At 55.9% G+C, this 23543-nt stretch carries 36 protein-coding genes and 1 riboswitch; of the genes, 26 read left to right on the forward strand and 10 right to left on the reverse strand.

Annotated features, from left to right (window positions below):
- Nucleotides 1-45 precede the first annotated feature (45 nt).
- From eno to ACW55A_RS03775, 7 genes are all read right to left on the reverse strand, one after another.
- Complete coding sequence (gene eno, locus ACW55A_RS03745; RefSeq protein WP_012723166.1) at nucleotides 46-1329, reverse strand: phosphopyruvate hydratase; 1284 nt, start codon at nucleotides 1327-1329, stop codon at nucleotides 46-48.
- A 73-nt stretch (nucleotides 1330-1402) separates the two neighbouring features.
- Complete coding sequence (locus tag ACW55A_RS03750) at nucleotides 1403-1732, reverse strand: hypothetical protein (RefSeq protein ID WP_245759998.1); 330 nt, start codon at nucleotides 1730-1732, stop codon at nucleotides 1403-1405.
- Between the two features lie 115 nt (nucleotides 1733-1847).
- Complete coding sequence (locus tag ACW55A_RS03755) at nucleotides 1848-2114, reverse strand: hypothetical protein (protein ID WP_012723168.1); 267 nt, start codon at nucleotides 2112-2114, stop codon at nucleotides 1848-1850.
- 42 nt (nucleotides 2115-2156) lie between these two features.
- On the reverse strand, nucleotides 2157-2480 hold the full coding sequence (locus tag ACW55A_RS03760) for a DUF190 domain-containing protein (protein WP_012723169.1): 324 nt from the start codon (nucleotides 2478-2480) through the stop codon (nucleotides 2157-2159).
- Between the two features lie 83 nt (nucleotides 2481-2563).
- On the reverse strand, nucleotides 2564-2929 hold the full coding sequence (locus ACW55A_RS03765) for a hypothetical protein (protein WP_012723170.1): 366 nt from the start codon (nucleotides 2927-2929) through the stop codon (nucleotides 2564-2566).
- Nucleotides 2926-4272, reverse strand: coding sequence for a voltage-gated chloride channel family protein (locus ACW55A_RS03770; protein WP_012723171.1), 1347 nt, complete (start codon nucleotides 4270-4272; stop codon nucleotides 2926-2928). Before ACW55A_RS03770 ends, ACW55A_RS03765 begins: the two co-directional genes overlap by 4 nt.
- 80 nt (nucleotides 4273-4352) lie before the next feature.
- Nucleotides 4353-4425: riboswitch (Fluoride riboswitch) on the reverse strand.
- Nucleotides 4426-4520: 95 nt separating this feature from the next.
- Nucleotides 4521-4844, reverse strand: a complete 324-nt coding sequence (locus tag ACW55A_RS03775; RefSeq protein WP_012723172.1) for a DUF190 domain-containing protein — start codon at nucleotides 4842-4844, stop codon at nucleotides 4521-4523.
- A 108-nt stretch (nucleotides 4845-4952) separates the two neighbouring features.
- Between ACW55A_RS03775 and ACW55A_RS03780 the strand changes: the two genes are divergently transcribed.
- The 3 genes from ACW55A_RS03780 to ACW55A_RS03790 are packed head-to-tail and all read left to right on the forward strand — an operon-like array spanning nucleotide 4953 to nucleotide 6425.
- Nucleotides 4953-5699 (forward strand): site-specific integrase, encoded by a 747-nt coding sequence (locus ACW55A_RS03780; protein ID WP_498810816.1) that lies wholly within the window; start codon nucleotides 4953-4955, stop codon nucleotides 5697-5699.
- A 19-nt stretch (nucleotides 5700-5718) separates the two neighbouring features.
- Nucleotides 5719-6039 carry a hypothetical protein gene (locus tag ACW55A_RS03785; RefSeq protein WP_122255095.1) on the forward strand — a complete coding sequence of 107 codons (321 nt, stop codon included), beginning with the start codon at nucleotides 5719-5721 and terminating at the stop codon, nucleotides 6037-6039.
- Between the two features lie 2 nt (nucleotides 6040-6041).
- On the forward strand, nucleotides 6042-6425 hold the full coding sequence (locus tag ACW55A_RS03790; protein ID WP_122255094.1) for an antiterminator Q family protein: 384 nt from the start codon (nucleotides 6042-6044) through the stop codon (nucleotides 6423-6425).
- A 164-nt stretch (nucleotides 6426-6589) separates the two neighbouring features.
- On the opposite strand, the gene ACW55A_RS03795 is transcribed toward ACW55A_RS03790, so the two are convergent.
- Nucleotides 6590-7480, reverse strand: a complete 891-nt coding sequence (locus ACW55A_RS03795; protein WP_498810814.1) for a S1 family peptidase — start codon at nucleotides 7478-7480, stop codon at nucleotides 6590-6592.
- 315 nt (nucleotides 7481-7795) lie between these two features.
- Between ACW55A_RS03795 and ACW55A_RS03800 the strand changes: the two genes are divergently transcribed.
- The 8 genes from ACW55A_RS03800 to ACW55A_RS03835 all read left to right on the forward strand — a co-directional run bounded on the left by ACW55A_RS03800 (nucleotide 7796) and on the right by ACW55A_RS03835 (nucleotide 12241).
- Nucleotides 7796-8167, forward strand: a complete 372-nt coding sequence (locus ACW55A_RS03800; protein WP_498810812.1) for a hypothetical protein — start codon at nucleotides 7796-7798, stop codon at nucleotides 8165-8167.
- On the forward strand, nucleotides 8167-8526 hold the full coding sequence (locus ACW55A_RS03805; protein ID WP_003407772.1) for a hypothetical protein: 360 nt from the start codon (nucleotides 8167-8169) through the stop codon (nucleotides 8524-8526). The genes ACW55A_RS03800 and ACW55A_RS03805 overlap by 1 nt, the downstream gene beginning before the upstream one ends.
- Before the next feature lie 118 nt (nucleotides 8527-8644).
- On the forward strand, nucleotides 8645-8875 hold the full coding sequence (locus ACW55A_RS03810; protein ID WP_003407776.1) for an Acb2/Tad1 domain-containing protein: 231 nt from the start codon (nucleotides 8645-8647) through the stop codon (nucleotides 8873-8875).
- Nucleotides 8876-9009: 134 nt separating this feature from the next.
- On the forward strand, nucleotides 9010-9228 hold the full coding sequence (locus tag ACW55A_RS03815) for a hypothetical protein (protein WP_024642334.1): 219 nt from the start codon (nucleotides 9010-9012) through the stop codon (nucleotides 9226-9228).
- Nucleotides 9229-9288: 60 nt separating this feature from the next.
- On the forward strand, nucleotides 9289-9468 hold the full coding sequence (locus ACW55A_RS03820) for a hypothetical protein (RefSeq protein ID WP_005897610.1): 180 nt from the start codon (nucleotides 9289-9291) through the stop codon (nucleotides 9466-9468).
- Entirely contained in the window at nucleotides 9459-9854 is a 396-nt protein-coding gene (locus ACW55A_RS03825; protein ID WP_498810810.1) for an HNH endonuclease, read from the forward strand. Before ACW55A_RS03820 ends, ACW55A_RS03825 begins: the two co-directional genes overlap by 10 nt.
- A 167-nt stretch (nucleotides 9855-10021) precedes the next feature.
- On the forward strand, nucleotides 10022-10507 hold the full coding sequence (locus ACW55A_RS03830) for a phage terminase small subunit P27 family (RefSeq protein ID WP_498810809.1): 486 nt from the start codon (nucleotides 10022-10024) through the stop codon (nucleotides 10505-10507).
- The gene (locus ACW55A_RS03835) at nucleotides 10508-12241 is read left to right on the forward strand and encodes a terminase large subunit (RefSeq protein ID WP_498810808.1); all 1734 of its coding nucleotides are present in this window, start codon (nucleotides 10508-10510) and stop codon (nucleotides 12239-12241) included.
- 8 nt (nucleotides 12242-12249) lie between these two features.
- Here ACW55A_RS03835 and ACW55A_RS03840 read toward each other — a convergent pair whose 3' ends face one another.
- Nucleotides 12250-12561: a hypothetical protein gene (locus tag ACW55A_RS03840; RefSeq protein ID WP_259641671.1), complete on the reverse strand. Its 312-nt coding sequence runs from the start codon at nucleotides 12559-12561 to the stop codon at nucleotides 12250-12252.
- Between ACW55A_RS03840 and ACW55A_RS03845 the strand changes: the two genes are divergently transcribed.
- From ACW55A_RS03845 to ACW55A_RS03915, 15 genes are all read left to right on the forward strand, one after another.
- Complete coding sequence (locus ACW55A_RS03845; protein ID WP_430537205.1) at nucleotides 12542-13705, forward strand: phage portal protein; 1164 nt, start codon at nucleotides 12542-12544, stop codon at nucleotides 13703-13705. The two genes, ACW55A_RS03840 and ACW55A_RS03845, sit on opposite strands and share 20 nt — an antisense overlap.
- A 3-nt stretch (nucleotides 13706-13708) precedes the next feature.
- Nucleotides 13709-14551 (forward strand): head maturation protease, ClpP-related, encoded by an 843-nt coding sequence (locus tag ACW55A_RS03850; protein ID WP_024642023.1) that lies wholly within the window; start codon nucleotides 13709-13711, stop codon nucleotides 14549-14551.
- Between the two features lie 44 nt (nucleotides 14552-14595).
- Nucleotides 14596-15948 carry a phage major capsid protein gene (locus ACW55A_RS03855; RefSeq protein ID WP_498810806.1) on the forward strand — a complete coding sequence of 451 codons (1353 nt, stop codon included), beginning with the start codon at nucleotides 14596-14598 and terminating at the stop codon, nucleotides 15946-15948.
- Nucleotides 15949-15999: 51 nt separating this feature from the next.
- A complete protein-coding gene (locus ACW55A_RS03860) occupies nucleotides 16000-16416 on the forward strand; it encodes a hypothetical protein (RefSeq protein WP_498810805.1) in 417 nt (138 codons plus the stop codon).
- Between the two features lie 3 nt (nucleotides 16417-16419).
- The gene (locus ACW55A_RS03865) at nucleotides 16420-16896 is read left to right on the forward strand and encodes a head-tail connector protein (protein WP_498810804.1); all 477 of its coding nucleotides are present in this window, start codon (nucleotides 16420-16422) and stop codon (nucleotides 16894-16896) included.
- Complete coding sequence (locus tag ACW55A_RS03870) at nucleotides 16896-17234, forward strand: phage head closure protein (RefSeq protein ID WP_498810802.1); 339 nt, start codon at nucleotides 16896-16898, stop codon at nucleotides 17232-17234. The genes ACW55A_RS03865 and ACW55A_RS03870 overlap by 1 nt, the downstream gene beginning before the upstream one ends.
- Nucleotides 17227-17712, forward strand: a complete 486-nt coding sequence (locus ACW55A_RS03875) for an HK97-gp10 family putative phage morphogenesis protein (RefSeq protein WP_498810800.1) — start codon at nucleotides 17227-17229, stop codon at nucleotides 17710-17712. Before ACW55A_RS03870 ends, ACW55A_RS03875 begins: the two co-directional genes overlap by 8 nt.
- Entirely contained in the window at nucleotides 17712-18080 is a 369-nt protein-coding gene (locus ACW55A_RS03880; RefSeq protein ID WP_134943230.1) for a DUF3168 domain-containing protein, read from the forward strand. Before ACW55A_RS03875 ends, ACW55A_RS03880 begins: the two co-directional genes overlap by 1 nt.
- A 64-nt stretch (nucleotides 18081-18144) precedes the next feature.
- Entirely contained in the window at nucleotides 18145-18642 is a 498-nt protein-coding gene (locus ACW55A_RS03885; RefSeq protein WP_005747041.1) for a phage tail tube protein, read from the forward strand.
- A gap of 9 nt (nucleotides 18643-18651) precedes the next feature.
- Nucleotides 18652-19089, forward strand: a complete 438-nt coding sequence (locus ACW55A_RS03890; protein WP_005747040.1) for a phage tail assembly chaperone family protein, TAC — start codon at nucleotides 18652-18654, stop codon at nucleotides 19087-19089.
- Complete coding sequence (locus tag ACW55A_RS03895; protein ID WP_419146539.1) at nucleotides 19089-19292, forward strand: phage tail assembly protein T; 204 nt, start codon at nucleotides 19089-19091, stop codon at nucleotides 19290-19292. Before ACW55A_RS03890 ends, ACW55A_RS03895 begins: the two co-directional genes overlap by 1 nt.
- 77 nt (nucleotides 19293-19369) lie before the next feature.
- The gene (locus ACW55A_RS03900; RefSeq protein ID WP_235203204.1) at nucleotides 19370-20158 is read left to right on the forward strand and encodes a DUF6694 family lipoprotein; all 789 of its coding nucleotides are present in this window, start codon (nucleotides 19370-19372) and stop codon (nucleotides 20156-20158) included.
- 56 nt (nucleotides 20159-20214) lie between these two features.
- Nucleotides 20215-22788, forward strand: coding sequence for a phage tail tape measure protein (locus tag ACW55A_RS03905; RefSeq protein ID WP_498810799.1), 2574 nt, complete (start codon nucleotides 20215-20217; stop codon nucleotides 22786-22788).
- Complete coding sequence (locus ACW55A_RS03910) at nucleotides 22788-23132, forward strand: phage tail protein (protein WP_498810797.1); 345 nt, start codon at nucleotides 22788-22790, stop codon at nucleotides 23130-23132. Before ACW55A_RS03905 ends, ACW55A_RS03910 begins: the two co-directional genes overlap by 1 nt.
- Nucleotides 23129-23296: a hypothetical protein gene (locus tag ACW55A_RS03915; protein ID WP_498810795.1), complete on the forward strand. Its 168-nt coding sequence runs from the start codon at nucleotides 23129-23131 to the stop codon at nucleotides 23294-23296. The genes ACW55A_RS03910 and ACW55A_RS03915 overlap by 4 nt, the downstream gene beginning before the upstream one ends.
- Here ACW55A_RS03915 and ACW55A_RS03920 read toward each other — a convergent pair.
- Nucleotides 23291-23524 carry a hypothetical protein gene (locus ACW55A_RS03920; protein WP_498810794.1) on the reverse strand — a complete coding sequence of 78 codons (234 nt, stop codon included), beginning with the start codon at nucleotides 23522-23524 and terminating at the stop codon, nucleotides 23291-23293. The genes ACW55A_RS03915 and ACW55A_RS03920 overlap by 6 nt on opposite strands.
- Between the last annotated feature and the right edge of the window lie 19 nt (nucleotides 23525-23543).

Consider the following 23543-nt stretch of genomic DNA (forward strand, 5'->3'; position numbering starts at 1 on the left):
GTTTTTTACGGTAACCAGTACAACAGGTTTACCGGCTATAGGCCGTCAGCGCACGAATGCATCATGTCCTGCATAAAACGCATGGCTGCCAAGATGCTCTTCTATTCTCAGAAACTGATTGTATTTCTCGACCCGCTCCCCTCGACATGGAGCGCCCGTCTTGAGATGGCCAGTACCCATGGCAACAGTCAGATCTGCGATGAAGCTGTCTACAGTCTCCCCGCTACGATGAGAAACCATAGCTCCCCAATTTGCCCCGTAAGCCATTACGATGGCGGCTTTGGTCTCAGTCAGGGTTCCGATTTGATTGGGTTTAATCAGTACAGCATTGGCGACGTTTTCTTTGATGCCTCGTTGAATCCGTTCGACGTTGGTGACAAACAGGTCATCTCCAACCAACTCGATCCGGTTACCCAGCGCAGCATTCAATTGCTTCCAGCCCGACCAATCGTCTTCCGCGAGGCCATCTTCCAGTACCGCAATCGGGTACTTGTCGACCCAGGAGGAATAGAGACTAATCAGCTCTTGAGCATCGACCTTACGACCTTCAGAGCGCAGATGGTAAAGACCGTTCTCATAGAAACCGCTGGATGCTGGGTCGATAGCGATCTCGATCTGAGATCCAGGGGTATAACCGGCCCTTTCAATTGCCTTAATGATCAGCTCAATGGCATCTGAGTTTTTCTTGAGCGTCGGCGCAAAGCCGCCTTCATCTCCGACCGCTGTTGAGTAGCCGGCGTCCTTAAGCACCGCTTTCAGCTCGTGGTACACCTCAGCGCCCCAACGCAAGGCTTCCTTGAAACTGCCAGCCCCTGTAGGTGCAATCATAAATTCTTGGAAGTCAGGGCCTTGCCAGTTTGCGTGAACACCGCCATTGAGAATATTGAACATTGGGACGGGCATTCTTGCTGCTTGCTCGCCGCCCAGATATTGGAACAAGGGCACTTTCATCGCAGAAGCCGACGCTCTGGCTACGGCGAGGCTGACGCCCAAGATGGCGTTTCCTCCAAGCCTAGACTTATCAGGTGTTCCATCCAGCTTAATCATCAGATGATCAATCTGTTCCTGGTCAACTGCATCCTGGCCTCTCAGAGACTCAAGTATTTCGGTATTCACATTGCTAACGGCCTTTAACACTCCTCTGCCGGAATACCTCTTTGGATCATGGTCACGCAACTCAACAGCTTCGTGAGCGCCTGTAGAGGCACCGGACGGGACTGAAGCCCGGCCCAGTGTTCCGCACTCCAAGGTGACGTCGACTTCAACGGTAGGGTTACCGCGTGAATCGAGAATTTCACGTGCATGAATAGCCTGGATTTGCGTTTTCATTGATTTTCTCCAAGGGACGATTCGGGAACGTCATTAACCATGTGAATAAGTCGAGAGGCCTCGATTTCGGAAGTCAGCTCTCCATGAGTATTCTGAACAGCTGCACTGCCGACACCGCAATTGCGGGAACCAAGAAGCCTCCAATAATTAGCTCAGGAATCTCTCCCACCAAGGGCATGAATTGCCCTCCCTTTGCCATCTGGAAAAGCTCCAGCATTTGGTTTGACGCAACCATCACAGAACAGCAGTACGCAGTCTGGGCTTGTAGCATGGCCCGCCTTTGATCTAGCAGATGAAACGTCAGCAACGACACTCCAATGCTTACGATGAAAAGCGCGACGAATTCATAGACGGATCCTGTAAAAAGCCTGCCCATCACAAGCCCGAATACGATGCTCAGCATCACTGCGCTCATGTGGTATCCCATTTCTCTAAAGTGGTTTTGATGAGCCGACGTCGGTGAGTTCCATTTCGCAATCTCATCTTTGGATTGCCCACCACCATCGCGCTCGTAACGTTCAACGTTGCTGTGCTCTCAGCTCGTAGCCAGGTACGCAGGTGATGGTCACGTCTGCCTTGCAGGATTTCTCACTGGGCATGCGCATCGTGACCAAGGCGCCTTCGAGCGAGGTGACGATGTACCAACCCTCGCTCGATACCTTTTGGCTGCCTGCAATGCCCGCCAAAAAAAGCGCCCAAAAAACCAGTCCTACGAGGAGCGGCCTGTTGTCACGAGCCCAGTTGACGGGGGCTGGCTGTGGACGCAGGTTATAAATTCGGTACATGGCGTTTATCCTTTTTACTGGTTGTCCAACAAACCGTGGTTTTCAGCTTTTCGCCTGGCCCACTCGACCGTACTCGATGGGCAATTTGATAAAGCTCAGCGAAAACGCCTCCTTGGCCAATGCTTCCAGCAACTTCTCGCACCCGGGCTCATCAGTGGATATCGTCACTGTGACCGGATGATCAGCACCGCTGAGGAAATGCGCGGTATGCAAATGTCCTAAATGATCCAGGCCTTCCGTACCGCTCACCAGCGTCGCTCCCAACATGCCCTCTCGTTTGGCGAACTCAACCAGCCACTCCCCGAGTGGAAGATGCTGGTAGTTGGTACTCTGTTCAGTGAAAAACGTCAGTTGAAAGCCATTCATGGCAACATCCTCTAATGTGGCGAGAGCGACCAACGGTTAGTCGGCTATGCCTCTTCATTTGCGAACTGTTTCTTCGAACTGAATTACAAGGCTTCACTGAGCGGTAACTCGCATAAGAGAAGAACTGCTCGCACCTTGCGCAACTCGTCAGCGTGGTCGCGCAGGAAGGTGCGCAGCTTGACCTCTGTATCCAGCAATTCCAGACACTGCGGATGACGCATATCACCAAGCTCCGGGTGATGATGGGAAATGCGATGGCCCGTCAAATAGCCCGCAGAAATCGGTTTGAGCATGACCTGATCAATCTTGGCTTTCTGCGCGACTTTAAGAAGGTGTTGGGCAAGTGCGGGCGCACTCAGGTGATGCCAGAAATTTGTAACTCGAGCCCGACTAGCGCCAGGGAAATAGAGCTGCAAAGCTGTCAGGCGATCTTGGCGATGTTCGGTCATTTCTCTTCCCCAATAAAAGTCACTTTGCGCTCGCTGGCGGATTCACTTTGAGCATGAAATTGCTTGATATCGGAGAGCCGGATTTCCTTCGGCAGAGGACGGTGATGCTTGCTGTGACCGACGCGCTGGGCGTGATAGATCCCGGTATGCCCGGATACGAGGTAACTTGCGATACAGGCAATGGCTGCAAGCGGAGCAATTTCAGGCCCGAAGAGCTCCATGGCCATGACAATGGTTGCCAGTGGCGTATTAGCTGCACCAGCGAAGACAGCGACAAAACCGATACCAGCCAGCATGCCGAAGGGAAGATGTAAGAGGGGCGCTAGCGCGTTCCCCAAGGTGGCTCCAATGTAAAACAGCGGAGTGACTTCGCCGCCCTTGAATCCAGTCCCCAGGGAGACAACGGTGAACAACATCTTTCCAAGCCAGTCCCAAGGAGCCATTGGCATTTGAAAGGATTGGACGATGCTCGGAATCCCCAGTCCGATGTACTTATCGACATCGGTGTAATGGTTGCTACCAAGCGCCCACACTGCCACTGCGATCAGAAGGCCGCCGGCGAATGGTCGTAATGGCGAATAGGAGATAAGTCGTTTAACGAAAGCCCCTAGCTTATGGGTGGTCGTCGCGAATAGCAGGCCAGTGAGGCCGAAGATAATCCCAGCGGCGACCACAGCCATGACGCTCCAGAGCTGCACGGGAACCACTTCGCCAATGACGTAATGCGTATGAACCACTCCCCAGGCTTTCCCCACCTGGTCAGCAACGATTGCCGCAACCACGCAAGGGAAAAGCGCGTCGTAACGCATGCGTCCGATGGCCAACACTTCAAGTCCGAACAAAGCCCCGGCAAGAGGGGTGCCGAAGACGGACGCAAAGCCAGCACTGATACCGGCCATGAGAATCACCCGGCGATCTTCGCGGCGTAGCCGAAAGACATGCGTCAATTGATCCGCAAGAGCGCCGCCCATCTGCACCGCCGTTCCCTCACGTCCCACAGATGCACCGAAGAGGTGGGAAACCACGGTTCCGATTAGCACCATCGGCACCATGCGCAAGGGAATAGTCTTTTTAGGATCGTGGATCTCATCGATGATCAGGTTGTTTCCGGCATCAACTGGTTTGCCTATCAGGTGATACGCAAGTCCCACGGCAAAGCCAGCAACTGGCAGGAGCCAGAGCACCCAGGGATGGGCTTCTCGCCACTGGGTGGCATGATCCAAAGAAAGGAGGAATAACGCAGAGGCAGAGCCTGCCAAAAGAGCTACAAGACCAGCAAGCGCAAGCCATTTCGCAATATAGGGCAGTAAGTCGAGTTGTTCAGGTCGTCGAAATTTAGACATTTGGCCAGCCACAAAAATGTAAGTGGGCCTGACCAAAAAGGGGATTCTGGGCGCGAACGCCTACAGACCTGGTTGATCAGGTTTCTGTAGGCATCATCAGCTGCTACGGGCACAGCGGTTGGTTAATGGAGGAATGCCATCTCCAATGAGCCGATCTTAGCGAGCTCTGTCCAAAATGTAAAATCGTGTTTCGGAGCACGAGGCAAGCGTAGGCGTCTTCGAGTCACCGCTTATGAAAGCAGGCCAGACTAGGTGACTTCTGTTCCGGCGAAGCCCATCTCAACTGGGGTTTTTATGTAAAATAACGAGATATCTTCAAGCTCCAATCGCTTGAATAACTGCACAGATTCGTCCTCGGTAATGGCCATACGAATTTCGGTAGGCTGATCCGCTAGTTCAAAAAAATGCGAGGAATGCAGCCGGCCGGTATGCCCAAAGCCTTCGATACCTGTGGACAGAGTCGCACCCCGCAGTCCCATTTCTTTCGCCAAATCAACGATCCAGTCGCCGAGCATCTTTCCCTGATAGCGACGATTCTGTTGAGTAAAGAAAGTGACCAGAAAACCTTTCATGTTCCTCTCCTAAGCGCGTGCTGATTATTTGATAGGACAGAAGCCCGGCAGCCGTCATTGCCACCCGGGCAGGATTCACACTGGCATCATGCGCACTGGTCAAGTCGGATGCAAACGACTGGTCAAGTCGAATGCAAATGGCTGGTCAAGTTCATGCAATTGCCCAAGGCCCGCATCCTGCCGAAACCATCGCGCCTGCGGGCCGTTCAGCTGGAAGAGGTGCTTGGTGACCTTGCTGCAGGATTCGACCAGCACCCGCAGGACTGCATGCTGGCCTTGATGATGCTGTGTCACGGCACGCGCGCTGGCGAGACAAGGCAGGCCCGATGGTCGCACCTGACGCTGGGTGAGCAGGGCGAATGGTTCATTCCTGCCGAGAACACCAAGACCCGCTGTGAGCATCGGCTACCGCTGACCCATCAAGCCTGCGCGCTGCTGGAGCGGTATCGGGACTGGCAGTCATCGAAGGGCTACAAAGGCGCCTACATGTTCCCGGCTCGCAACCGTGGGCCGATCAGCGATAGCCAGGCATGTGCCGTATTCGCCCGCTTGGGCAAGGGTGAGTGGACGAGCCACGACCTGCGCAAAGTGGCCCGAACCGGCTGGACTGATCTGGGCGTCGACTTCCTGATCGGCGAGATGCTGGTGAACCATACGCTGACCCGCAACGTGCAGACCTATATCCACACCTCGGCTGAGCTGCTCAAGCGTGATGCGCTGAACAAGTGGCACGAATGGTTAGACGGGAAAGGCTTTAGCCGCATTCACCGCTCGACCCTGACTAGAAACGAAAATTCGCAGAATGCCGTCGAGGCCAATACTGGCGCGGCTTCCAGCGCGATCACGAATCCATAAAAGGCGAGGTTTAAAAACGATGAAAAAGCAACATGGACCCGCCTTCAAGGCTCATCAAACAGAAGTTAGGCAGTGCCCGACCTGTAAGGGCAGAACCGTGGTGAAAGGCGTTTTCCATGAATTGGCCTGCGTGCAGTGCAACGCTTCCGGTTGGGTGAACGCTGATACCGGTGATGCTCTTCCGCTCGAATTGCTGGTCACTGCATTGGGCTTGATGCTCCATCAGGCAATGCGGAACCTGGAGCTTTCCCGCCGCATAGAAGTCCTTTCCGGGCCTGCGGCTATCTACCAACAGAACAACCGTCGCGGTGCCGGTGGCACGAATTACACAGGGGATTGACCATGATGACTAGGAACACGCTGCATCGCCCGCTGGGTGAAACTGAAAACATGCTCGAGCAGTGGGGATACTGGCGGATGGACGGCATGGGGGTGCCCAGCTATGCCTCGCCCATGCTCGCCCTGATGCGTGACGCCATGCCGATGCCAGGTAAGTCGTATGTAATCACCGACGAGCTGGCCGGCCTTGTAGACGCGGCCGTAGCTGGCCTATGCAGCCGTCATCAGCAGATGGGTGACATGGTCTGGTTCTACTACGGCGCAAAGTGGCCAGCGATCCGGGTAGGTCGTCACTTTGCCATGAGTGAGGGCAAGGCCCGTGAACTGATCAAGGCCGGCGCAGCTTGGGTGGATTGCTATTTGGAGGGAGTTCGGTCGGCAGTGTAGAAAAGAGTTGTCCATATGGAATAGCTCTGTTTCCATGACACGGTGTTCAGCTTTTCAAGCGCGACACGACCTGCACTCCAAGGTCGCAGCGCTCAAGGAATAAATCTGAGCGCCGGAGGCCCCGCTAATCAAATGCCGCTAGTTAGCCGGCTTTGATGGAGTTCTTAAATTAGGCTGTGCGAGAAGCTGAAATTGATCTGAGTTGGCCTCTCCTCATGAAAGAGATTTTCAAGGTCCAAGATTTTCTTAGCACTAATCACGTATCCCAGGTTGATCATTTGAGTAACCTGAGGCACAGGCACAGTACTAGTGGGAATATTTCGGGAGATGATTTTGCCCTCCGAAGTGTGTACCGGGCCTCCCCACAGTAGGCCTAGTAAAGCGCTTCGGCGGCGACCAAAGCTGATTTGTCCGTTGTTGTCCGGAAGAATAGGGCTTGGGTTCAGGACAACTGGGCTGCCGCTGGAACCAGGGAAGCATGCGCAATCTATCAAGAAGTGATCCTCGCCGTTGAAAGGCAGCATCGGGTCACTGGCAATGATGCCCTGACGAATGATGGGGAGATTATGTTTGTAGTCGGATAGTCCGATAGGGTAGCCGGCCATCAGTATAGGGTCTGCCAAATCGAGTTCTGCTAGTTCCTCCGGTGTTACCACATCGTCTTGTGAGAACATTACTCCAAAGCCATTCAAGCCACGGTTTACTAAATCGTTAAGTATTGGACCCATCGCAATTGCCGCTAGATCAACAAGGTTATCTGGATGGCGGAGAATAATATTTTCAAGTCCCTCGGTGATTATGTACTCGGCAACGCCACTTCGCTGCGCTTGTCCCGTTAGGTCGTTCGGGTGAGCAGTGGATAGTCTTAGTTTTATTGAGATCGCGCCGTCAATGACGTGTTTGTTGGTCACCAGCAAGGGGACAGCGGTCCCTTGAGCAGAGAACTTAAAACCAAACATGAAGCCGGTTCCTCTTGAAGAGGAAGCAGCGGTGGTAGCTTCGATTAAGATTGTTGTGGCGCTTAGGGGGCTCTTCGAGCGCTTTGGAATATTCATTAAAAGTCCCTTTTATTACGATGGTCGGAGGCTAACGTATGAGCATGTTTCAGAGGAAAACAGAAGTCGACAGACGCGGACGGATCTTTGTAGACGGAATATTTTTTGACTTCGAGGACGAAATCGAGACGCTTAAAGCGCTTTTCATCAAGTACCCCAATGTTCGACACAGCATCAACCCACCAATGTCCGCGTCGACGCCGGTAAAGAGTAATGAAGCAGTGCCGTATACTCCTGTTGATTCAGCAGTATACGGTTCTTGATCGTAGCATAAACCCAGCGCAGCTCTGCGCGGTCTTAATTCTAGGAATGTCAATGGATCCCATGGACCTCGGCCCAGGCACAGCCACTTGGCTGGGCGGCACGGGCACCATTCTGCTCGGCGGCTTCCTCTGGTTGAGGCGATTCCTCTCCAGGGATGCGACCGATCGCGCCATGGACAACGCCGATATTGGCACGGTCCGCAGGCTGAATGAACTGCTCGACTCAGAGCGCCTGGCCCGTAAGGACGCCGAGGCCCGCGCCGATCAGTTCGCCAAAGAACGCAACGAGCTTGCCGCCGCTGTCGGCCGTATGGAAGGGAAGATTGAAGCCCTTACCGGCCATGTCGCCCAACTCACTGACAAGGTCACATCGCAGAGTGCAGAGATTGCCCGCCTGCGTACCAAGTTGGGAGGAATCAACTGATGGAAAGATGCGCAATCAACTTCGTCGCTCGCCATTGGTGGAGACGGGTAGAGGTTTGGCTGATAGCGGTGCTGCTGCTGGCTGGTGGTGCAATGTTGGGCTTTCAGGTCGCCGAGTGGCGGCTATCCAGCTGGTACACCGCTCAGGTCACTGAAGTTCGTCGGGGATATGACGAGGCCACCAAGCAACGCGACATGCGCCTGAACAGGCTAGCCAACACTGCGACCGAGGCAGCCGTAAAGGTTGAAGGTGCCGCAGCGAAGGCTGAGGCAGCAGCAGGGACGGCGACCGAGGCCGCAAAGACTGCAGGCACCGCAGCAGACAAGGTCAACGAGGTGCTGGAGCGGCAGACACCGTAACGTGCCAAGCGATGTTTGGAGCGGCAAGTAAGCGCGCCACAAATTCAGAAATTGCCATTTCGTGGCGCGAACACATACAGCCCTGGCATATGCCGGGACTTTTGCATTGGAGAGAGTCATGGAAAACCAGCACAAGAAGATCACTGGGTACCGAGATCTGAGTCAGTCCGAGATCGACGGCATGAATTCTATCAAGGCCTTGGAGGCTGATACCGGCGAGCTGTTCAAGCAGATCGGCCAGATTGAAGGCGTTGATCCTCGATTGCTAGCTTTAGCCAAGACCAACCTGCAACAGGGCTTCATGTGGTTTGTGCGATCCATCGCCAAGCCTGCTGACCCGTTCAGTTGAAGAAGTCTTGGCTCGTCCATGCGCCTGGCTACCCACCTTTCCCAATGATCCCCATGGGTTCAGCACTCACTCATGCCGAGGCACTGGCATGCGCCCGGGTGATCTGGCCGACCGCAACCGTTGAGTGAGTAGATATGAAGAGTTCCACCCAAAGCAATCTCAGCTACCTGCTGTCGTCCCGGCCACTGGTCGTGAAGCGCAGCGGCCAGCATGTGTGCCTGCATGACGCTTTCAGTGGCGAGGTGCTGGGTGGGCAGAGCAGCGTCAAGCTCATCCAGAATCCTGGCGAAGCAACCCGTCTGGTCGTTGAGTTCGTCTGCGATGGCACCCATGTGCGCATGGATGGTGAGTGATGGCATGTAGTGGATGCGCAGCCCGGCGCGAGTGGATCAAGAAGTGGAGCAAGGTGGCATATGAACGAGCACAGCAACTCCTTGCTAAGCCAGATCCTGGCCGAGCAGATGAAGCAGACCCAGCTGCTACAGCGGATGGCAGAGCAACAGACGCTGCTGATCGACGCACTGAGTGAAGAAGAGCCGGAAGACCCCGATACCCAGCCTCGCACCTACCTGGACGGCACACCATGCCGTTGAGGCCGCAGAAACCTTGCAACGCCCAGGGCTGCAACACCCTGACCCGTAACCCTCGGTACTGTGACGCTCACAAGGATGTAGGCAAGCAGTTCGAAGTGAAGCAGCGTGAGAAGCAACGCGAGACCAGCAGCCAGCGCGGCTACAGCTATAAGTGGCAGCAGGCGCGTAAGTCCTACCTTGCCAAACATCCGCTGTGCGCTGACTGCGAACGCCAAGGATTGGTAGTCGTGGCAACTGACCTCGATCACATCGTGCCTCACGGCGGTGACAAGGATGCCTTCTGGGTTCGATCCAACTGGCAAGGCCTGTGCCACGCCTGTCATAGCAGGAAGACGGCGGCAGAGGACGGTGGATGGGGCAACCCCCAGGCCGCCCGGCCCCGCTGAACGAAACGAGAACGATTCTCGTCACATTTCACGAAAATGCACCAATATGGTGCTCGCACCAGTCTGGTGCGGTGGGGGAGGGTCAAAAGTCTGGTGCCTTTGGCTTCTAGACCGCGCCCTCAATCGTTTTTTTACACCCGCGAAATTAAAAATTCTGGAGTTGCGCGATGGGAGGTACCGCGACGGTCGCCGGCCGTGGTCGCAAACCCAAGCCGACCGCCAAGAAAGCACTAGCCGGAAATCCCGGCAAACGCGCGATGAATAAGGCCGAGCCCGCTTTTTCGAAGATCACAAATGTTGATCCGCCTGAATGGCTCAGCGACCGCGCCTCGCAGATGTGGAAGATGATTGTTCCCGAGCTTCTGCGCGAAAACGTGGTTGCGATAACTGATTTACACAACGTCGAAGCGTTCTGCGTTGCATACGACAACTGGCGAATGGCGCAGGAGTCAGTCCAGGCCCACGGCATCGTGGTTACTGGCGCCACCGGCGGACCGATGAAAAACCCGGCACTGACCGCGACGAACGAAACGATGCGGCAAATGGTGACGTTCGGGTCGATGCTCGGCCTTGACCCAGCCAGCCGCACACGTCTGATCGGAGGAAACAAGGAAAAAGAGACCAACGAATTCGCCGAACTATTGAGATCCTGAATGGCCAAGTCCGCCCACCCCAACGTTGATAAAGCGATGGTGTGGGGTAGGTCTCTGCTACGTGGGAAAGTGCCAGCTTGTCGCTACATCCATCAGGCAGTGCAGCGCCATTTTGATGACATGGCAGCCAGCCGCAAGCGCGGGTTCAGATTCAAGTTCGATCCGGCGAAGGCTGAGAAAAAGCTCAAGCTGATGCAGTTGCTGCCACATACCAAGGGCGAGTGGGCTTTCAAGCGTCAACGCATCGCGCTTGAGGGGTGGCAGCTGTTTGGGCTAGCCGTAACGTATGGTTGGGTCAAAAAGAAGGGGGGGCACCGCAGGTTCCGTGAAAGCTATTGGGAAGTGCCGCGCAAGAATGGCAAGTCAGTCGTAGCCGGTGGCGTAGGCATCTGCATGTTCGTTGCTGATGATGAGTACGGCGCCGAAGTCTATTCAGGCGCTACGACCGAGAAGCAGGCATGGGAAGTGTTCAGGCCCGCGAAGCTGATGGTGACGAAGTCGCCCAATCTGATTAAGGCGGCGGGTATTGAGGTCAACGCCTCAAACATGAACGTCCCGTCTGACTTCAGCCGGTTTGAGCCACTGATCGGCAACCCGGGTGACGGTGCATCACCCAGCTGCGCCATCATTGATGAATACCACGAACACCCAACCTCGGCCCAATACGACACGATGCTCACGGGCATGGGGGCTCGGCGTCAGCCGCTGATGTTCATTATCACCACGGCCGGCGCTGATATCGAAGGGCCTTGTTACGACAAGCGTCGCCAGGTCATTGAGATGCTGGAGGGCACTGTCCCAGACGATGAGCTGTTCGGCTGGATCTGGACGCTTGATGAGGGCGACGACTGGACCGACCCCAAGATGTTGGCCAAGGCAAACCCTAACCACGGTGTTTCAGTGTTCCAGGAGTATCTGGAAAGCCAGCAGGCACGGGCGATCCGCTCGGCTCGGTTCACCAACACCTTCAAAACGAAGCACCTCAACCTGTGGGTGAGCGCCAAGTCTGGCTTCTTCAACATGCAGGACTGGAAGGCCTGCGAGGACACCTCCCTTACGCTTGATCAATTCGAGGGGCAAGAGTGGATCGCCGGTTTCGACCTTGCGCGAAAGCTGGACATGAACTCGAGGGCGCGCCTGTTTTGGAAGGTGATCGACGGAAAGACTCACTACTACAGCGTGGCCCCCAAGTTTTGGGTGCCATACGACACCGCTTATGACAGCGACAACAAGCGGATGTCCGAGCGCTTCCAGGCCTGGCTGAACTCGAAACACCTTGAGGTCACTGATGGAGCCGAGATCGATTACCGCGAAATCCTCGAAGACACCAAAGAGGCAAACAAACACGCACCGCTACGCGAGGCGCCGATTGACCCGCACGGTGCTACTGGGTTGAGCCATGACCTCGACGACGAGGGTTTCAATCCGATCACCATCCAACAGAACTACACCAACATGTCCGACCCCATGAAGGAGCTGGAAGCGGCTATCACGGCTGGGCGGTTCCACCATGACGGCAACCCGATCATGACCTGGTGTATTGCCAACGTGATCGGCAAAAACATGCACGGTAACGACGACGTAGTACGGCCCATCAAACAGGGCGATGACAACAAGATCGATGGCGCCGTTGCACTGATCATGTCGGTCGGGCGGGCGATGATGCAAGTCGTTGCCGGCGATGGCGGCGTGGACCGATTCATGGATTCAATCCGGGACCCAATATTCGAATGAACACAGCATCAATTATTTACCTGCTGACTGCAGTGCTGGGTTTTGCCCTTGCTGTGGCAGGCGTTTACGTACTGCTTGGCCTGGGTTGGGCGCTTCTTGCCGCTGCTTCGTCGTGCTTCGTCGCGGCAGCATTCATTCGAAGGGGACTGACCGGTGGCTAAGTCTTTCAAATCCGTCTTGAGCGGTGCAATCAACGCGCCTCGGTCATCGATAATCGATTGGGTGGGCAGGTCGCTCTCCGGCAGCGCTTCCGGAATTTGGGCGCAAACCGTGGGCAGCACATCCGCCAACGGCAAAACCGTGACGATCAACAAAGCCATGCGCCTGGCCGCTTGCTGGTCTTGCGTGCGCCTCATCTCCGAAACGATCGCAACGCTGCCGCTCGGCCTATACCGGCGCATGCCTGATGGCGGTCGTGAGGTGGCCGGTGACAATGACCTGCATTGGATTCTTAACACCAATCCGAACAGCCGCATGACTGCCGTGCAGTTTTGGGAGGCCGTAGTAGCTTCGATGCTGCTGCGGGGTAACGCTTTTGTCGAGATCATCCGTATAAGCGGCCGGATCGTAGCGCTTGAATTCCTGCTGCCCAACCGCATGGATTTGGATGTCGCGGACAACGGCGAGATTATTTACCGGTACCGGGAAAAAAACGGCCAGCTCCGCGATATTGCTGGCAGCAACATGATGCATATCCCTGCGTTCTCTCTGGACGGGCAAATCGGGCTATCACCCATCGCCTACGGCGCAGACGTATTCGGCGCGGCAATGTCGGCAGAGGACGTTGCGAGCTCAACGTTCAAAAACGGCATGCACCAAACCGTGGCCTTTGAGGTTGATGCAACGCTGAACAAGCAGCAGCGCGACGATTTTCGCGACTATGTCCAACGCATCAGCGGGGCGATGAATGCCGGTAAATCACCGGTTTTGGAAAAGGGTGTTTCCGCCAAGGTGATTGGTATCAATCCAGTGGACGCTCAGCTGCTGGAATCTCGAGAGTACAGCGCCGAGGAAATCTGCCGTTTTTATATGGTGGACCCGACGCTGGTCGGTTACAGCGATAAGGCATCGAATTGGGGGACCGGCCTTGAGCAGAAGTTGCTTCGATTCCTGACCTTCACGCTGCGCAGCTACATGCGCCGCATCGAGGAAGGGATCAGTCGCAGTTTGCTGGCACCTGCGCAGCGCCGTCAGATTTACCCCGAGTTTTCCATCGAGGGCTTGATGCGGGCCGATAGCGCCGCACGAGCAGCGCTGTATTCGGGCATGGTGCAGAACGGCATTTACACGCGCGACGAATGCCGCATGAAGGAGAACCTGCCCAAAATGGGCGGAAATGCCGGTGTGCTAACTGTGCAAACCAACCTTTCGCCGATCGACAAACTGGGTCAGGGCGATGACGGGCAGGCCGCAAGGGCAGCTCTACAGAACTGGCTGGATCAGCCGGCAAACTCGAAGGAATAAATCATGCAACCAAAATCCAAGGCTGGCAGTTTTAACTGCGAGCTGAGCCCGCGCGCGCTCGACAGGTGGAATCCCGCCATCAAAGCGGCCGTGGAGTCCACCAGCGATACCATCACCATCTACGGCGTTATTGGCCAGGACTGGTATGGGGAAGGCGTTACGGTCTCACGTATCGACGCGGCCCTTCGCTCAATCGGCGACAAGCCCGCCACCGTGTACATCAATTCGCCAGGTGGCGACATGTTCGAGGGCCTGGCCATCTACAACCGGCTGCGTGAGCACAGCCAGCCGATCACAACCAAGGTCCTGGGCCTGGCCGCCTCGGCTGCTTCGGTGATCTACATGGCCGGCGCAAAGCGGGAAGTGGCCAGCAGCGGGTTTCTCATGATCCACAACTGCTGGACGCTTGCCGTCGGCAACCGCCATGACTTGCGCGATGTAGCGAACACGATGGAAGAGTTCGACGCTGCGATGGCAGACCTTTACGCGGAAGGCAGCGGCCAGGCCATTGCTGACATTGCCGAGATGATGGATGACGAGACGTTCATACGCGGCCGACGAGCAGTTGAGCTCGGCTTTGCAACGGCCGTTCTCTCTTCTGACGAAATCACCGAGCGTGAAGACGAGCAGGTCCAGCAGAGTAACGCGCTGAAAGCTATGGATATCGCTTTGGCAAAAGCCGGAATGGCCCGCAGCGAACGCCGCGAACTCTTCGCCAATTTCAAGTCCAGCACGCCGCGCGCTGCTGGCGGGGGTACGCAATACGCTGCCTCGTCCGATAAGCCCCGCGCTGTCGAGTTGGACCTGTCACCCCTGCCAAAACTCAACTTTTCCTTTCCCGTATGAGGCTTCACACAATGATGAAATTTCGTTTGTCCCCGGCATTCTTGATGGCTGTGTTGTCCATCGCTGCCTTGATCCCGCTGACCTTCGGTGCCACGCCCGAAGCAGTTATGGGTTCGCTTTTGCTGGTGGGTGTTTCCACTGCGCTCGTAAAACGTGGAACCTCTCACTATCGCGGCTGGAATGCTCAGATGGGGAAAATCGGTGAGGATGACATCGAAACCCAGTACAAGCAGACCCAGGCCAACCTCAAGGACATCGGTGATCAGCTCAAGGCACATGCCGAGCAGGCGCAGAAGAATGTCGATCGCCATGAGGGCCTGAGCAAAGAAACTTCGGCCAAGGTTGACGAGTTGCTGATGAAGCAGGGCGAACTGCAGGCTCGCGTGCTGGAAGCCGAGCAAAAGCTTGTCAATGCCAATCGCGACACACAGCGTAACGAGTCCCCGAAGTCCGCTGGCGAGTTGGTTGTTACCAGTGAACACATGGAAGGCGTCAATTCGTCTTTCCGTGGCTCCCGTCGTGTTTCCGTACCTCGCGCCGCTATCACCACCACATCCGCCGGTGGCTTGGCGGCCACGGAGCGCCTGGACACTGTCGCGCTGCCGGGCATGCGTCGGGCCACCATTCGCGATCTGGTTGCCCCCGGCCAGACCGAAGCTGGCTCGCTTGAGTACGTCCGCGAGACAGGCTTTACAAACAATGCCGCGACCGTAGCGGAGGGCTCTGCAAAGCCGTATTCCGAAATCACGACTGCCTTGGTAACGGCGTCGGTTCGTACTATCGCCCACCTGTTCAAAGCGTCGCGTCAGATTCTGGATGACGCGAAGGCTTTGCAGAGCTACATCGATGCGCGCGCTCGCTATGGCTTGCTGCTCACTGAAGAGTCGCAGTTGCTGTACGGCAGCGGTGCCGGTGCAAATCTGCAAGGTCTCGTTCCGGTTGCAAACCAATACGCGTCTCCAGCTGGCTGGACCGTAACCGGCGAGCAGCGCATCGATCGGCTTCGCCTGGCCCTTCTGCAAGCCGAGCTGGCAGAGTTCCCTTCGGATGGCATCGTGCTCAACCCAACTGACTGGGCTCTGATCGAGTTGATCAAAGACAGCCAGGGTCGCTATCTGATCGGTCAACCGCAAGAAGGCACTGCGGCTCGTCTGTGGAATCGCCCTGTAGTCGCAACCCAAGCGATGAAGCAAAACGACTTCCTGGTGGGGGCCTTCAAACTCGGCGCGCAGATCTTCGACCGGATGGAAGTTGAAGTATTGATTTCCACGGAGAACGACAAGGACTTCGAGAACAACATGGTCACGCTTCGCGCTGAAGAGCGCTTGGCGTTTGCCATCTACCGTACCGAAGCCTTCGTCACTGGCAAGCTCACGGCTGCGGCCGCTGCGGCTTAAACTGCCCAAACCCCTAAAGTGGCCGGCACCCCCGGCCCACCGAGGTGAGACATGTCAGATGTATTGATCAAGCCGCTGCGGGCTTACGAGGACCGCGGCACCATCCGTGACACCGACAATGAGCCTTATGCCGCGCCTGTATGGCTGGCCAAGGAGCTGGAGCAACTCAAGCTTTGCAAGATCGTGGGCGAGGTCGGAGCAGCTCTGACCTCGAATTCTAGCGAACGCTCGGTGCTGACGATTGCTAAGAAGGGGCAGCGCTGGATTGTTGTCGATGCTGAGGGCGCTCAGGTCGGTGACTTTATCGGCAAAAAAGAAGAGGCCGAAAGCGAGTTGGCCAAACTTTTGACCGCCACAACACCGGATACCGCCGGCAATCCTGAAGCTGATGTTCCTAGCGAAGGACCGCCGGCTCAGGGTGAGAATCCGCCTCAGCAAACCGAGCAGCACCAACCGCCTCAGGAGTGACACATGCCCGTCATCAGTATAGAAACGGCCATGCATCACCTGCACGCAGAATCCGAGGATCAGCCGCTCGTGGAAGAACTTCTGGGCGCGGCTGAGGAAGCTGTTATGCAGTTTTTGCAGCGCCGGTTCTATGCCGATCAGGCTGATGTGGATAAGGCGAAGGCTGACACCATTCAGCGAACTCAAGCCGCGAGAGCTGCATACCGGGCTGCGCTGGAGTTGGCCGACGACCCAGAAAACTCTGATATTCGCTGCCGTCTTCGCGAGCGCGCTCGCCAATCATTGTCTGAAAGCTTTGAGCAGATCGATATGGACGACTTCGGCATCGTGATCAACAAGGCCATACAGGCAGCATGCCTGCTCAAGCTGGGCAACCTCTTCGCCAACCGCGAGGAAGTGGTGATCGGCACGATTGCCGCGGAGCTGCCGCTGGCCTCCAAGTCGCTGCTTATGCCATACCGCATCGGGATGGGCGTGTAATGCGTGCCGGTCGACTTCGTCATCGCATCACGTTCCAGGCGTTGGGCAGACTGCAGGACCCTAAAACCGGTGAAGAGATGGCGAGCTGGCAGACTGTGTGGGACAAAGTCCCCGCAGCGGTCGAGCCGCTGAGCGCCAGAGATTTTATTGCTGCCCAGGCCAGCCAGTCAGAGGCCACCGCGCGGATGGTGATCCGCTACCGAGCCGGTGTGCTGCCAACGATGCGGATCCTGTACCGGGGTGATTCCTACGACATCAAAGGCCCGGCTTTGCCCGATCCCGATTCGGGACTGGAATATCTCACCATCTTGGTGGCCAAGGGGGTCAACGATGGCTGACTCAGTGGATTTCCAGCTCGAGGGAATTGAATCTCTCGTTGGCAAGCTCGAATCGATCACTCAAGACATGAAACGTAAGGGCGGGCGGTCGGCGCTGCGTAAGGCTGCCCAGCTGGTGGCCAACAAGATGAAAGAAGGCGCGCAGCGGATAGACGACCCTGAAACAGGCCGATCTATCGCGGATAACGTCGCTCTTCGCTGGAACGGGAAATTGTTCAAGTCGAGCGGGGACCTGGGTTTCCGGGTTGGTGTTCTGCAAGGCGCTGTCCTCAAGAAGGGCGGCGACAAATCTGCGAACGCTGCGACGCCTCATTGGCGCCTGATCGAATTCGGTACTTCCAAAATGCGTGCAGATCCATTCGCGCGAAAGGCGTTGGCCGACAACATAACCGAGGCAACCAATACATTCATCACTGAATACGAGAAGGCCATTGACCGCGCGATTAAAAAAGCGGCCAAGGCCGCAGGGGGGGCGTGATGTCATATGCACCCATATTCGCCGTATGCGCTGCTGACGCCGGGGTAACGGCACTACTCGGCGTCAGCCCCACCAGGCTCTATCCGTTCGATGATGCACCCGAAGGCGTGGCGAAGCCGTATGCAGTCTGGCAGGTCATCACTGGCAGCCCAGAAAACTACCTCGCAGGCCGCCCAGATGTCGATGGGTTCACGTTGCAGGTTGATGTATATGCCACCACAGGCGCGCAGGCAAGAGAAGTGACCGACGCGATCAGTCACGCTATTGAGCTCAAAGCGTATGTGGTTCGCTGGGGCGGCGAGAGAAAAGACACCGAAACAAAGCTGTACCGGTCGAGCTTCGATATCGACTGGCTTGTGCCCAGATAGCCGAAACCCATTCATCCGGCCCGCCATATGCGGGCTTTTTTATGTCCGACATTTGGAGAAAGCCATGTCGATTCTTACCCAAGGCACTCAGGTTTTCGCACTGGTGCCTTCCGCTACCAATCCGGCGGTTCTCGAAATCCTCGAGATCGAATGCGCCACCGCATTCAGCCCGGGCGGTAACCCAGCCGATCAGATCGAAGTCACATGCCTGAGCGATAAAGTGCGCCGCTACATGCGCGGCCTTCGCACTCCGGGTCAAGCTTCCCTGACCCTGAACGCTGATCCTCGCAGCGCATCGCACGTTCGTCTTCATCAGATTTCCGAAGACGACACCATCGAGAGCGTGGCATGGGCTGTTGGTTGGGCTGACGGGACGGCTGCTCCGAAACTGAACGCTGCCGGTGACGACTTTGAGCTGCCGACCAGTCGGACATGGTTCATCTTCGATGGCTACGTTTCTGACTTCCCGTTCGACTTCGCAGCCAACACTGTGGTGACTACGGCCGCCACCATCCAGCGTTCGGGCGGCTCCGCCTGGGTCCGCAAGACAGCCAGCGCATAAGGGATTTCCATGAAACTCAGCCTTGAAAGCTTGAGGGGCGTCGGCGCATTTACCGGCCGCCCAGTCGAGAAAGAAATCAAATGGCAGCAGGGCGGTGAAGAGATCTTCGCCACGGTGTACGTCAGGCCGCTAGGGTTTCAAACGGCGATCAACGATGTGCTTTCCGCAGCCGGCAGGCTTGAGGTTCATGCCGGACGGATCGCCGCCAGCATCTGCAACGAAGAGGGCAAGCCTGTCTTCACCGTAGATGACATCACCGGTGACGCTGATCCCGAGCGCGGCGCGCTGGACGGCAACCTGACAATGGCACTGATGAAAGCCATTGCCGAGGTCAACAACCTGGGAAAGACGAAGCCCTCTCCGACGACGAAGAGTTCTGGCACGAGCTCGTCCTCGCCGGCATCGGCGGGCGTACGATCGCGGAAGCCAAGGAAAACCTCAGCCTGATCGAGTTCAGGTCTTGGCTGAAGTACCGGGCGCTACGTGGCTCTCTGAACATCGGCATGCGGGTGGAGCGCGGATCGGCATTGCTAGCAATGATGTACGCCAACGTGAATTACAAGGACGGTCCGTACAAGATGTTCGACTTCATGCCGCATGAGGCTGAGCAACCCATCAGTCTCGAGCAGGCTATGGAAAGCTGGGCATAGGCTTTGTCGGAATGTTGCGTACTGATACTCTGTGCCTCACTGACCAAGAGGGATCACGTATGCGCAGGACGGCGGTAATGTTTATTTCAGCTTTGGCTCTATCCGGTTGCGGACAGCCAAAGCTCGATGGAAGCTCAGACGAAGCTCTTCAAAAGTCGATTACAAAAGTTTCAGAAAGTCTGTCTGGAGAAAAAAAGGAGCAATTTAAAAGTGATGTGCAATTAGTTGCATTAAGCCAGCTGGACCTCGGTCGCATGCTTAAAGGCGAAACTAATGCTACGGCAGCAAGAATGAATATGCTGTCCGTATTGGATGGGAAAACCGCTGATGAGGTCGCCGCGGAAGCGAGGCGTATAACTGAAGAGCGTGAGGCTAGGGAACGCACGCAAGCGGTTGCAGAAATAAACGATCTGACAGAGAAAAATAAAAAGTCGGAAGCGGCGAAATCGCAGCTTGCAAAGTTTACAGTCGTGAAGTCTCGTTTTTATCTGCAAGAAGAAAAGTATTCGTATAAGCCGAAGCCTTATATAGAGCTTACAGTCAGAAATGATACTGATAAGGCCATTTCGCGAGCTTATTTCAAGGGTACGATTGCTTCGCCAGGTAGGTCGGTTCCATGGTACGTAGATGATTTTAACTACGAGATCAGCGGAGGCCTGGAGCCCGGCGAAACTGCTGATTGGGTGCTAGCTCCCAACATGTTCAGCGACTGGGCCAAGGTGAGAGCGACTGATGATGCTGTGTTTACAGTTGAAGTTACCCGGCTTGACGGAGCAGACAAAAAAGCTTTGTACGACGCCACAGGATTGACTGAGCGCGAACAGAAAAGACTGCAAGAGCTTAAAACCAAATATGCTGGGGGCTGACTCCATCATCTAAGAAACCCGCGCCGGCGGGTTTTTTTTCGTCTGGAGATAATTGAATGAGCAAATCACTGGGCACGCTTACACTGGATTTGGTGGCCAGGATTGGATCGTTTACCGGGCCACTGGACCGGGCTAGTCAAGAGGCCAAGAAGCGCAACGCGGAAATCGCCAAATCCTTTGAAAGCCTGGCCAAAGGCGTGGGGGTTGCCATCGCTGGCGTCCCTGCAGCTCTGACAGGGCTGGTTGCCTACACCGCCGGCAGCGCTAAGGAAATCTCTAACCTTGCAGCGCTGGCCGGTCTCGGAACAACCGAATTCCAGAAGTACGCTGCGGGTGCGAAAACCGTTGGCGTTGAGCAGGACAAACTCGCGGACATCTTCAAGGATACCAACGACAAGCTGGGCGACTTCTTCAACACCGGCGGCGGCGAGCTGAAAGACTTCTTTGAGGTCATCGCGCCGAAGGTTGGCGTGACAGCGGAGAGTTTCAAAAAGCTGAATAGTGCCGAAGCACTTCAACTTTATGTATCCAGTCTAGAAAAGGCCAATGTCTCCCAGGCGGAAATGACTTTCTATATGGAAGGTATTGCCGACGAGGCTAGTGCGCTCGTTCCTTTGTTGCGGAACGGTGGAAAGCAATTCAAGGATCTTGGTGAGGCGGCAGAGTCCGCTGGCGCTATCCTCAGCGTTCAAACTATAGCCATCTCGAAAGAGTTCTCGAGCGAGCTCGCTGGGCTAATCCAGAACCTGCAGGGTGCGAAAAATAAGATAGCTGATGACTTCATGCCCGTGGTTCAGCAGATGACCAAGGATCTTAATGACTCTGTTAAGGCGGGCGGGGGCGTGACGAAGGTTGTGGGCGAAATTGGTGAGTCAATGGTGACCGCCACAGCGTTCGTTGTCAGCGCAGGCGACGGCGTTGTCCGAGTTTTTAAAATCGTATCTGACACGCTGATAGGGATGTTCTCGACTGCTGTGGGATACATTCAACGGCTCGACTCTTCCGGGCAGGCAGCCCTTTCGCAACTCAGTTTTGGTGATGTCTCTAAGGAATTCGCGGCCAATGCCAAAGAGATGGAAGAGGCAGCCAGGATAAGCTTTGGTGTTGCCGCACAGGCTGCGTCAGGGCTTAAGGAGACGATAGAGGCTCCAATGGCAGGAGAGGCGATTAAAAAGTACATCTCCGATGCTCGAGGTGCTGCAGCCGAGTACCAGCGGCTGTTCGGCGGCACCGGTTTTAGTAATGAGGGTGGCAAAGGCAGCAATGTAGATCGTAAAGCTTTGGATGCGGCTAAGCAGGCTGCAAAAGACGCTGCGGCTGCAGCGAAGAAACTGAGCGATACCTTCAAGGGTTCAGAGACCGACCTGCAGCGTCAGATCGCGCTGATCAATACCAGCGCGGATGCGCAGAAAAACGCCACTGAAGTGGACAAGATTCGATTCGAAGTCGCATCGGGCAAGCTGGTAGGTATCAACGCTATTCAGCAGAAGCGCCTCGAGGGCTTGGCGTCAGAGCTGGATGCTCTCCAGAAACTCAAGGTGGCGAACGAGGAAGAGGCCAAGGCGGTCAGCTTCCTTGCCACATTGAAGGATGAGAATGCTGCCACTAGCGGCGGCTTCGATATGGAGCTCGCTGGCGCAGGTATGGGCGACAAGGCCCGTGACCGCCTGAAGCAGGACATGGCCATTCAGGAGGATTACGCGCGCAAGGCTGCGGACCTCCAGGCGCAGCGCAACTCCGGCGATATCAGCGCCGAGCTGTACGCTAAAGAGACTGGCATGCTCTCCGAGGCGCTGGCCGAACGAATGGTCATCCAGCAGGATTATTACAATCGGATTGACGAGGCCCAGTCCAACTGGATGGCGGGCGTGAGTGATGCTTGGCAGAACTACGTTGATGCGGCCGAAGACTACTCGGCGATCGCGGCCGATTTCGTGTCTGGCAGCCTGAATGATTTGACCGGCGGCCTGGGCAGCGTGTTCTCGGACGTGGTCACCGGTGCAGAGGACGCTGGAGACGCTATCGCTGACTTCGCTGGGAACATGTCCAAGTCGGTTGTCAACGCTTTGAGCGACATGGCGGCGCAGTGGCTGATCTATCAGGGCATTCAACTGCTCGTTGGTAAAAGCGGGCAATCGGCGGCGGCTACCGGCTTGATCGCCAACGCGCAGGCAGCTTCTGCGCAGGCAGCGCTGAACGCCTACGCATCTACGGCCGGTATTCCGCTGATTGGTCCAGCTGCTGCGCCGGCCGCTGCACTCGCCGCTGCTGCTGCAACTGCGCCAATGGTCGCCGCCGTATCCGCATCCGCACTCGCCGGTATGGCCCACAACGGTATGGACAACATCCCGAAGGAAGGCACCTGGCTGCTCGATGGCGGTGAGCGCGTGCTCAACCCGAACCAAAACCGCGACCTGACGAAGTACCTGGCTGATAAGGCCGGGAGTGGTGCTGGCGGTGCGCCGTCTTTCACCATCAACGCGCCAGTGAATGTCCAGGCTCAGCCCGGCATGACTAACGCGGACGCGGCCAAACAGGGTTCGGCGATATCGTCGGCACTTGAGGCTCAGCTCGGGCAGTTTCTGGACAGAGAAATGCGCCAGGGCGGACGTCTTTGGAGGCGAACGTAATGGCTGAGACATTCGATTTTGACGTACAGGTCGGCGCGTCCGGCGATGTGAAACAGCGCACTTGGTCGAACGACTTCGGCGACGGCTATACCCAAGCAGGCGGCGTCGGTATCAACACCAAGTCGCAGGCGTGGGACGTGACGGTAACCGGACGGTTCGGCGTGGGCCAAAAGCTCCAGCAGGTCCAGGACTTTCTGGACCGGCATGAGGGTTTCAAGTCATTCCTCTGGACGCCACCAGGCAGCGGGCAAGGCCGGTACACCGCAAACGGCTACAAACTGTCGACACTCGGCGGCGGTCTGCACTCGTTGTCCGCGAACTTCAAGCAAACATTCAAACCATGAAACAACATGATGCGGCAAGACCGCAGGGGGCGATGATGAGTAATTTATCTTTACAGATTCTCGATAAAGTTAAAAAGATTGATGGCTCGGTTAGTAAGGCTCTGGCTCGGATATCTGCCGCCGATAATGCTCAACGGCAGACTGCCAAACTGAAAAAGTTATAGGCGTTTTTCGGCGGCTGCGATAAAAATTTGCATGTGCGCCTCATATACTTCGTGTTTATGCATATCTCCCTCAGTACGCTCATTCAAGTCTTTGATTGCGGAAAGTGCCTCTTTAAAAAGAAGCGGGTTTAAAGCGCCTGTGTTGGCGAGAACGGCTATAACTGCGCTAATAGCGTCGAGATTCGCAAGTGCTGAAGCCTCTAGTTCTGAATTATCTTTTGCAGACATATTTAACCTCCTGGTCATA

The sequence above is a fragment of the Plantibacter cousiniae (nom. nud.) genome (assembly GCF_977070315.1).

Excerpts from the sequence above, each read along its gene's own strand:
- eno (WP_012723166.1), bottom strand. The coding sequence starts at position 1,329 with ATGAAAACGCAAATCCAGGCTATTCATGCACGTGAAATTCTCGATTCA.
- ACW55A_RS03750 (WP_245759998.1), bottom strand. The coding sequence starts at position 1,732 with ATGCTGAGCATCGTATTCGGGCTTGTGATGGGCAGGCTTTTTACAGGA.
- ACW55A_RS03755 (WP_012723168.1), bottom strand. The coding sequence starts at position 2,114 with ATGTACCGAATTTATAACCTGCGTCCACAGCCAGCCCCCGTCAACTGG.
- ACW55A_RS03760 (WP_012723169.1), bottom strand. The coding sequence starts at position 2,480 with ATGAATGGCTTTCAACTGACGTTTTTCACTGAACAGAGTACCAACTAC.
- ACW55A_RS03765 (WP_012723170.1), bottom strand. The coding sequence starts at position 2,929 with ATGACCGAACATCGCCAAGATCGCCTGACAGCTTTGCAGCTCTATTTC.
- ACW55A_RS03770 (WP_012723171.1), bottom strand. The coding sequence starts at position 4,272 with ATGTCTAAATTTCGACGACCTGAACAACTCGACTTACTGCCCTATATT.
- ACW55A_RS03775 (WP_012723172.1), bottom strand. The coding sequence starts at position 4,844 with ATGAAAGGTTTTCTGGTCACTTTCTTTACTCAACAGAATCGTCGCTAT.
- ACW55A_RS03780 (WP_498810816.1), top strand. The coding sequence starts at position 4,953 with ATGCAAACGACTGGTCAAGTCGAATGCAAATGGCTGGTCAAGTTCATG.
- ACW55A_RS03785 (WP_122255095.1), top strand. The coding sequence starts at position 5,719 with ATGAAAAAGCAACATGGACCCGCCTTCAAGGCTCATCAAACAGAAGTT.
- ACW55A_RS03790 (WP_122255094.1), top strand. The coding sequence starts at position 6,042 with ATGATGACTAGGAACACGCTGCATCGCCCGCTGGGTGAAACTGAAAAC.
- ACW55A_RS03795 (WP_498810814.1), bottom strand. The coding sequence starts at position 7,480 with ATGAATATTCCAAAGCGCTCGAAGAGCCCCCTAAGCGCCACAACAATC.
- ACW55A_RS03800 (WP_498810812.1), top strand. The coding sequence starts at position 7,796 with ATGGATCCCATGGACCTCGGCCCAGGCACAGCCACTTGGCTGGGCGGC.
- ACW55A_RS03805 (WP_003407772.1), top strand. The coding sequence starts at position 8,167 with ATGGAAAGATGCGCAATCAACTTCGTCGCTCGCCATTGGTGGAGACGG.
- ACW55A_RS03810 (WP_003407776.1), top strand. The coding sequence starts at position 8,645 with ATGGAAAACCAGCACAAGAAGATCACTGGGTACCGAGATCTGAGTCAG.
- ACW55A_RS03815 (WP_024642334.1), top strand. The coding sequence starts at position 9,010 with ATGAAGAGTTCCACCCAAAGCAATCTCAGCTACCTGCTGTCGTCCCGG.
- ACW55A_RS03820 (WP_005897610.1), top strand. The coding sequence starts at position 9,289 with ATGAACGAGCACAGCAACTCCTTGCTAAGCCAGATCCTGGCCGAGCAG.
- ACW55A_RS03825 (WP_498810810.1), top strand. The coding sequence starts at position 9,459 with ATGCCGTTGAGGCCGCAGAAACCTTGCAACGCCCAGGGCTGCAACACC.
- ACW55A_RS03830 (WP_498810809.1), top strand. The coding sequence starts at position 10,022 with ATGGGAGGTACCGCGACGGTCGCCGGCCGTGGTCGCAAACCCAAGCCG.
- ACW55A_RS03835 (WP_498810808.1), top strand. The coding sequence starts at position 10,508 with ATGGCCAAGTCCGCCCACCCCAACGTTGATAAAGCGATGGTGTGGGGT.
- ACW55A_RS03840 (WP_259641671.1), bottom strand. The coding sequence starts at position 12,561 with ATGGCTTTGTTGATCGTCACGGTTTTGCCGTTGGCGGATGTGCTGCCC.
- ACW55A_RS03850 (WP_024642023.1), top strand. The coding sequence starts at position 13,709 with ATGCAACCAAAATCCAAGGCTGGCAGTTTTAACTGCGAGCTGAGCCCG.
- ACW55A_RS03855 (WP_498810806.1), top strand. The coding sequence starts at position 14,596 with ATGGCTGTGTTGTCCATCGCTGCCTTGATCCCGCTGACCTTCGGTGCC.
- ACW55A_RS03860 (WP_498810805.1), top strand. The coding sequence starts at position 16,000 with ATGTCAGATGTATTGATCAAGCCGCTGCGGGCTTACGAGGACCGCGGC.
- ACW55A_RS03865 (WP_498810804.1), top strand. The coding sequence starts at position 16,420 with ATGCCCGTCATCAGTATAGAAACGGCCATGCATCACCTGCACGCAGAA.
- ACW55A_RS03870 (WP_498810802.1), top strand. The coding sequence starts at position 16,896 with ATGCGTGCCGGTCGACTTCGTCATCGCATCACGTTCCAGGCGTTGGGC.
- ACW55A_RS03875 (WP_498810800.1), top strand. The coding sequence starts at position 17,227 with ATGGCTGACTCAGTGGATTTCCAGCTCGAGGGAATTGAATCTCTCGTT.
- ACW55A_RS03880 (WP_134943230.1), top strand. The coding sequence starts at position 17,712 with ATGTCATATGCACCCATATTCGCCGTATGCGCTGCTGACGCCGGGGTA.
- ACW55A_RS03885 (WP_005747041.1), top strand. The coding sequence starts at position 18,145 with ATGTCGATTCTTACCCAAGGCACTCAGGTTTTCGCACTGGTGCCTTCC.
- ACW55A_RS03890 (WP_005747040.1), top strand. The coding sequence starts at position 18,652 with ATGAAACTCAGCCTTGAAAGCTTGAGGGGCGTCGGCGCATTTACCGGC.
- ACW55A_RS03900 (WP_235203204.1), top strand. The coding sequence starts at position 19,370 with ATGTTTATTTCAGCTTTGGCTCTATCCGGTTGCGGACAGCCAAAGCTC.
- ACW55A_RS03905 (WP_498810799.1), top strand. The coding sequence starts at position 20,215 with ATGAGCAAATCACTGGGCACGCTTACACTGGATTTGGTGGCCAGGATT.
- ACW55A_RS03910 (WP_498810797.1), top strand. The coding sequence starts at position 22,788 with ATGGCTGAGACATTCGATTTTGACGTACAGGTCGGCGCGTCCGGCGAT.
- ACW55A_RS03915 (WP_498810795.1), top strand. The coding sequence starts at position 23,129 with ATGAAACAACATGATGCGGCAAGACCGCAGGGGGCGATGATGAGTAAT.
- ACW55A_RS03920 (WP_498810794.1), bottom strand. The coding sequence starts at position 23,524 with ATGTCTGCAAAAGATAATTCAGAACTAGAGGCTTCAGCACTTGCGAAT.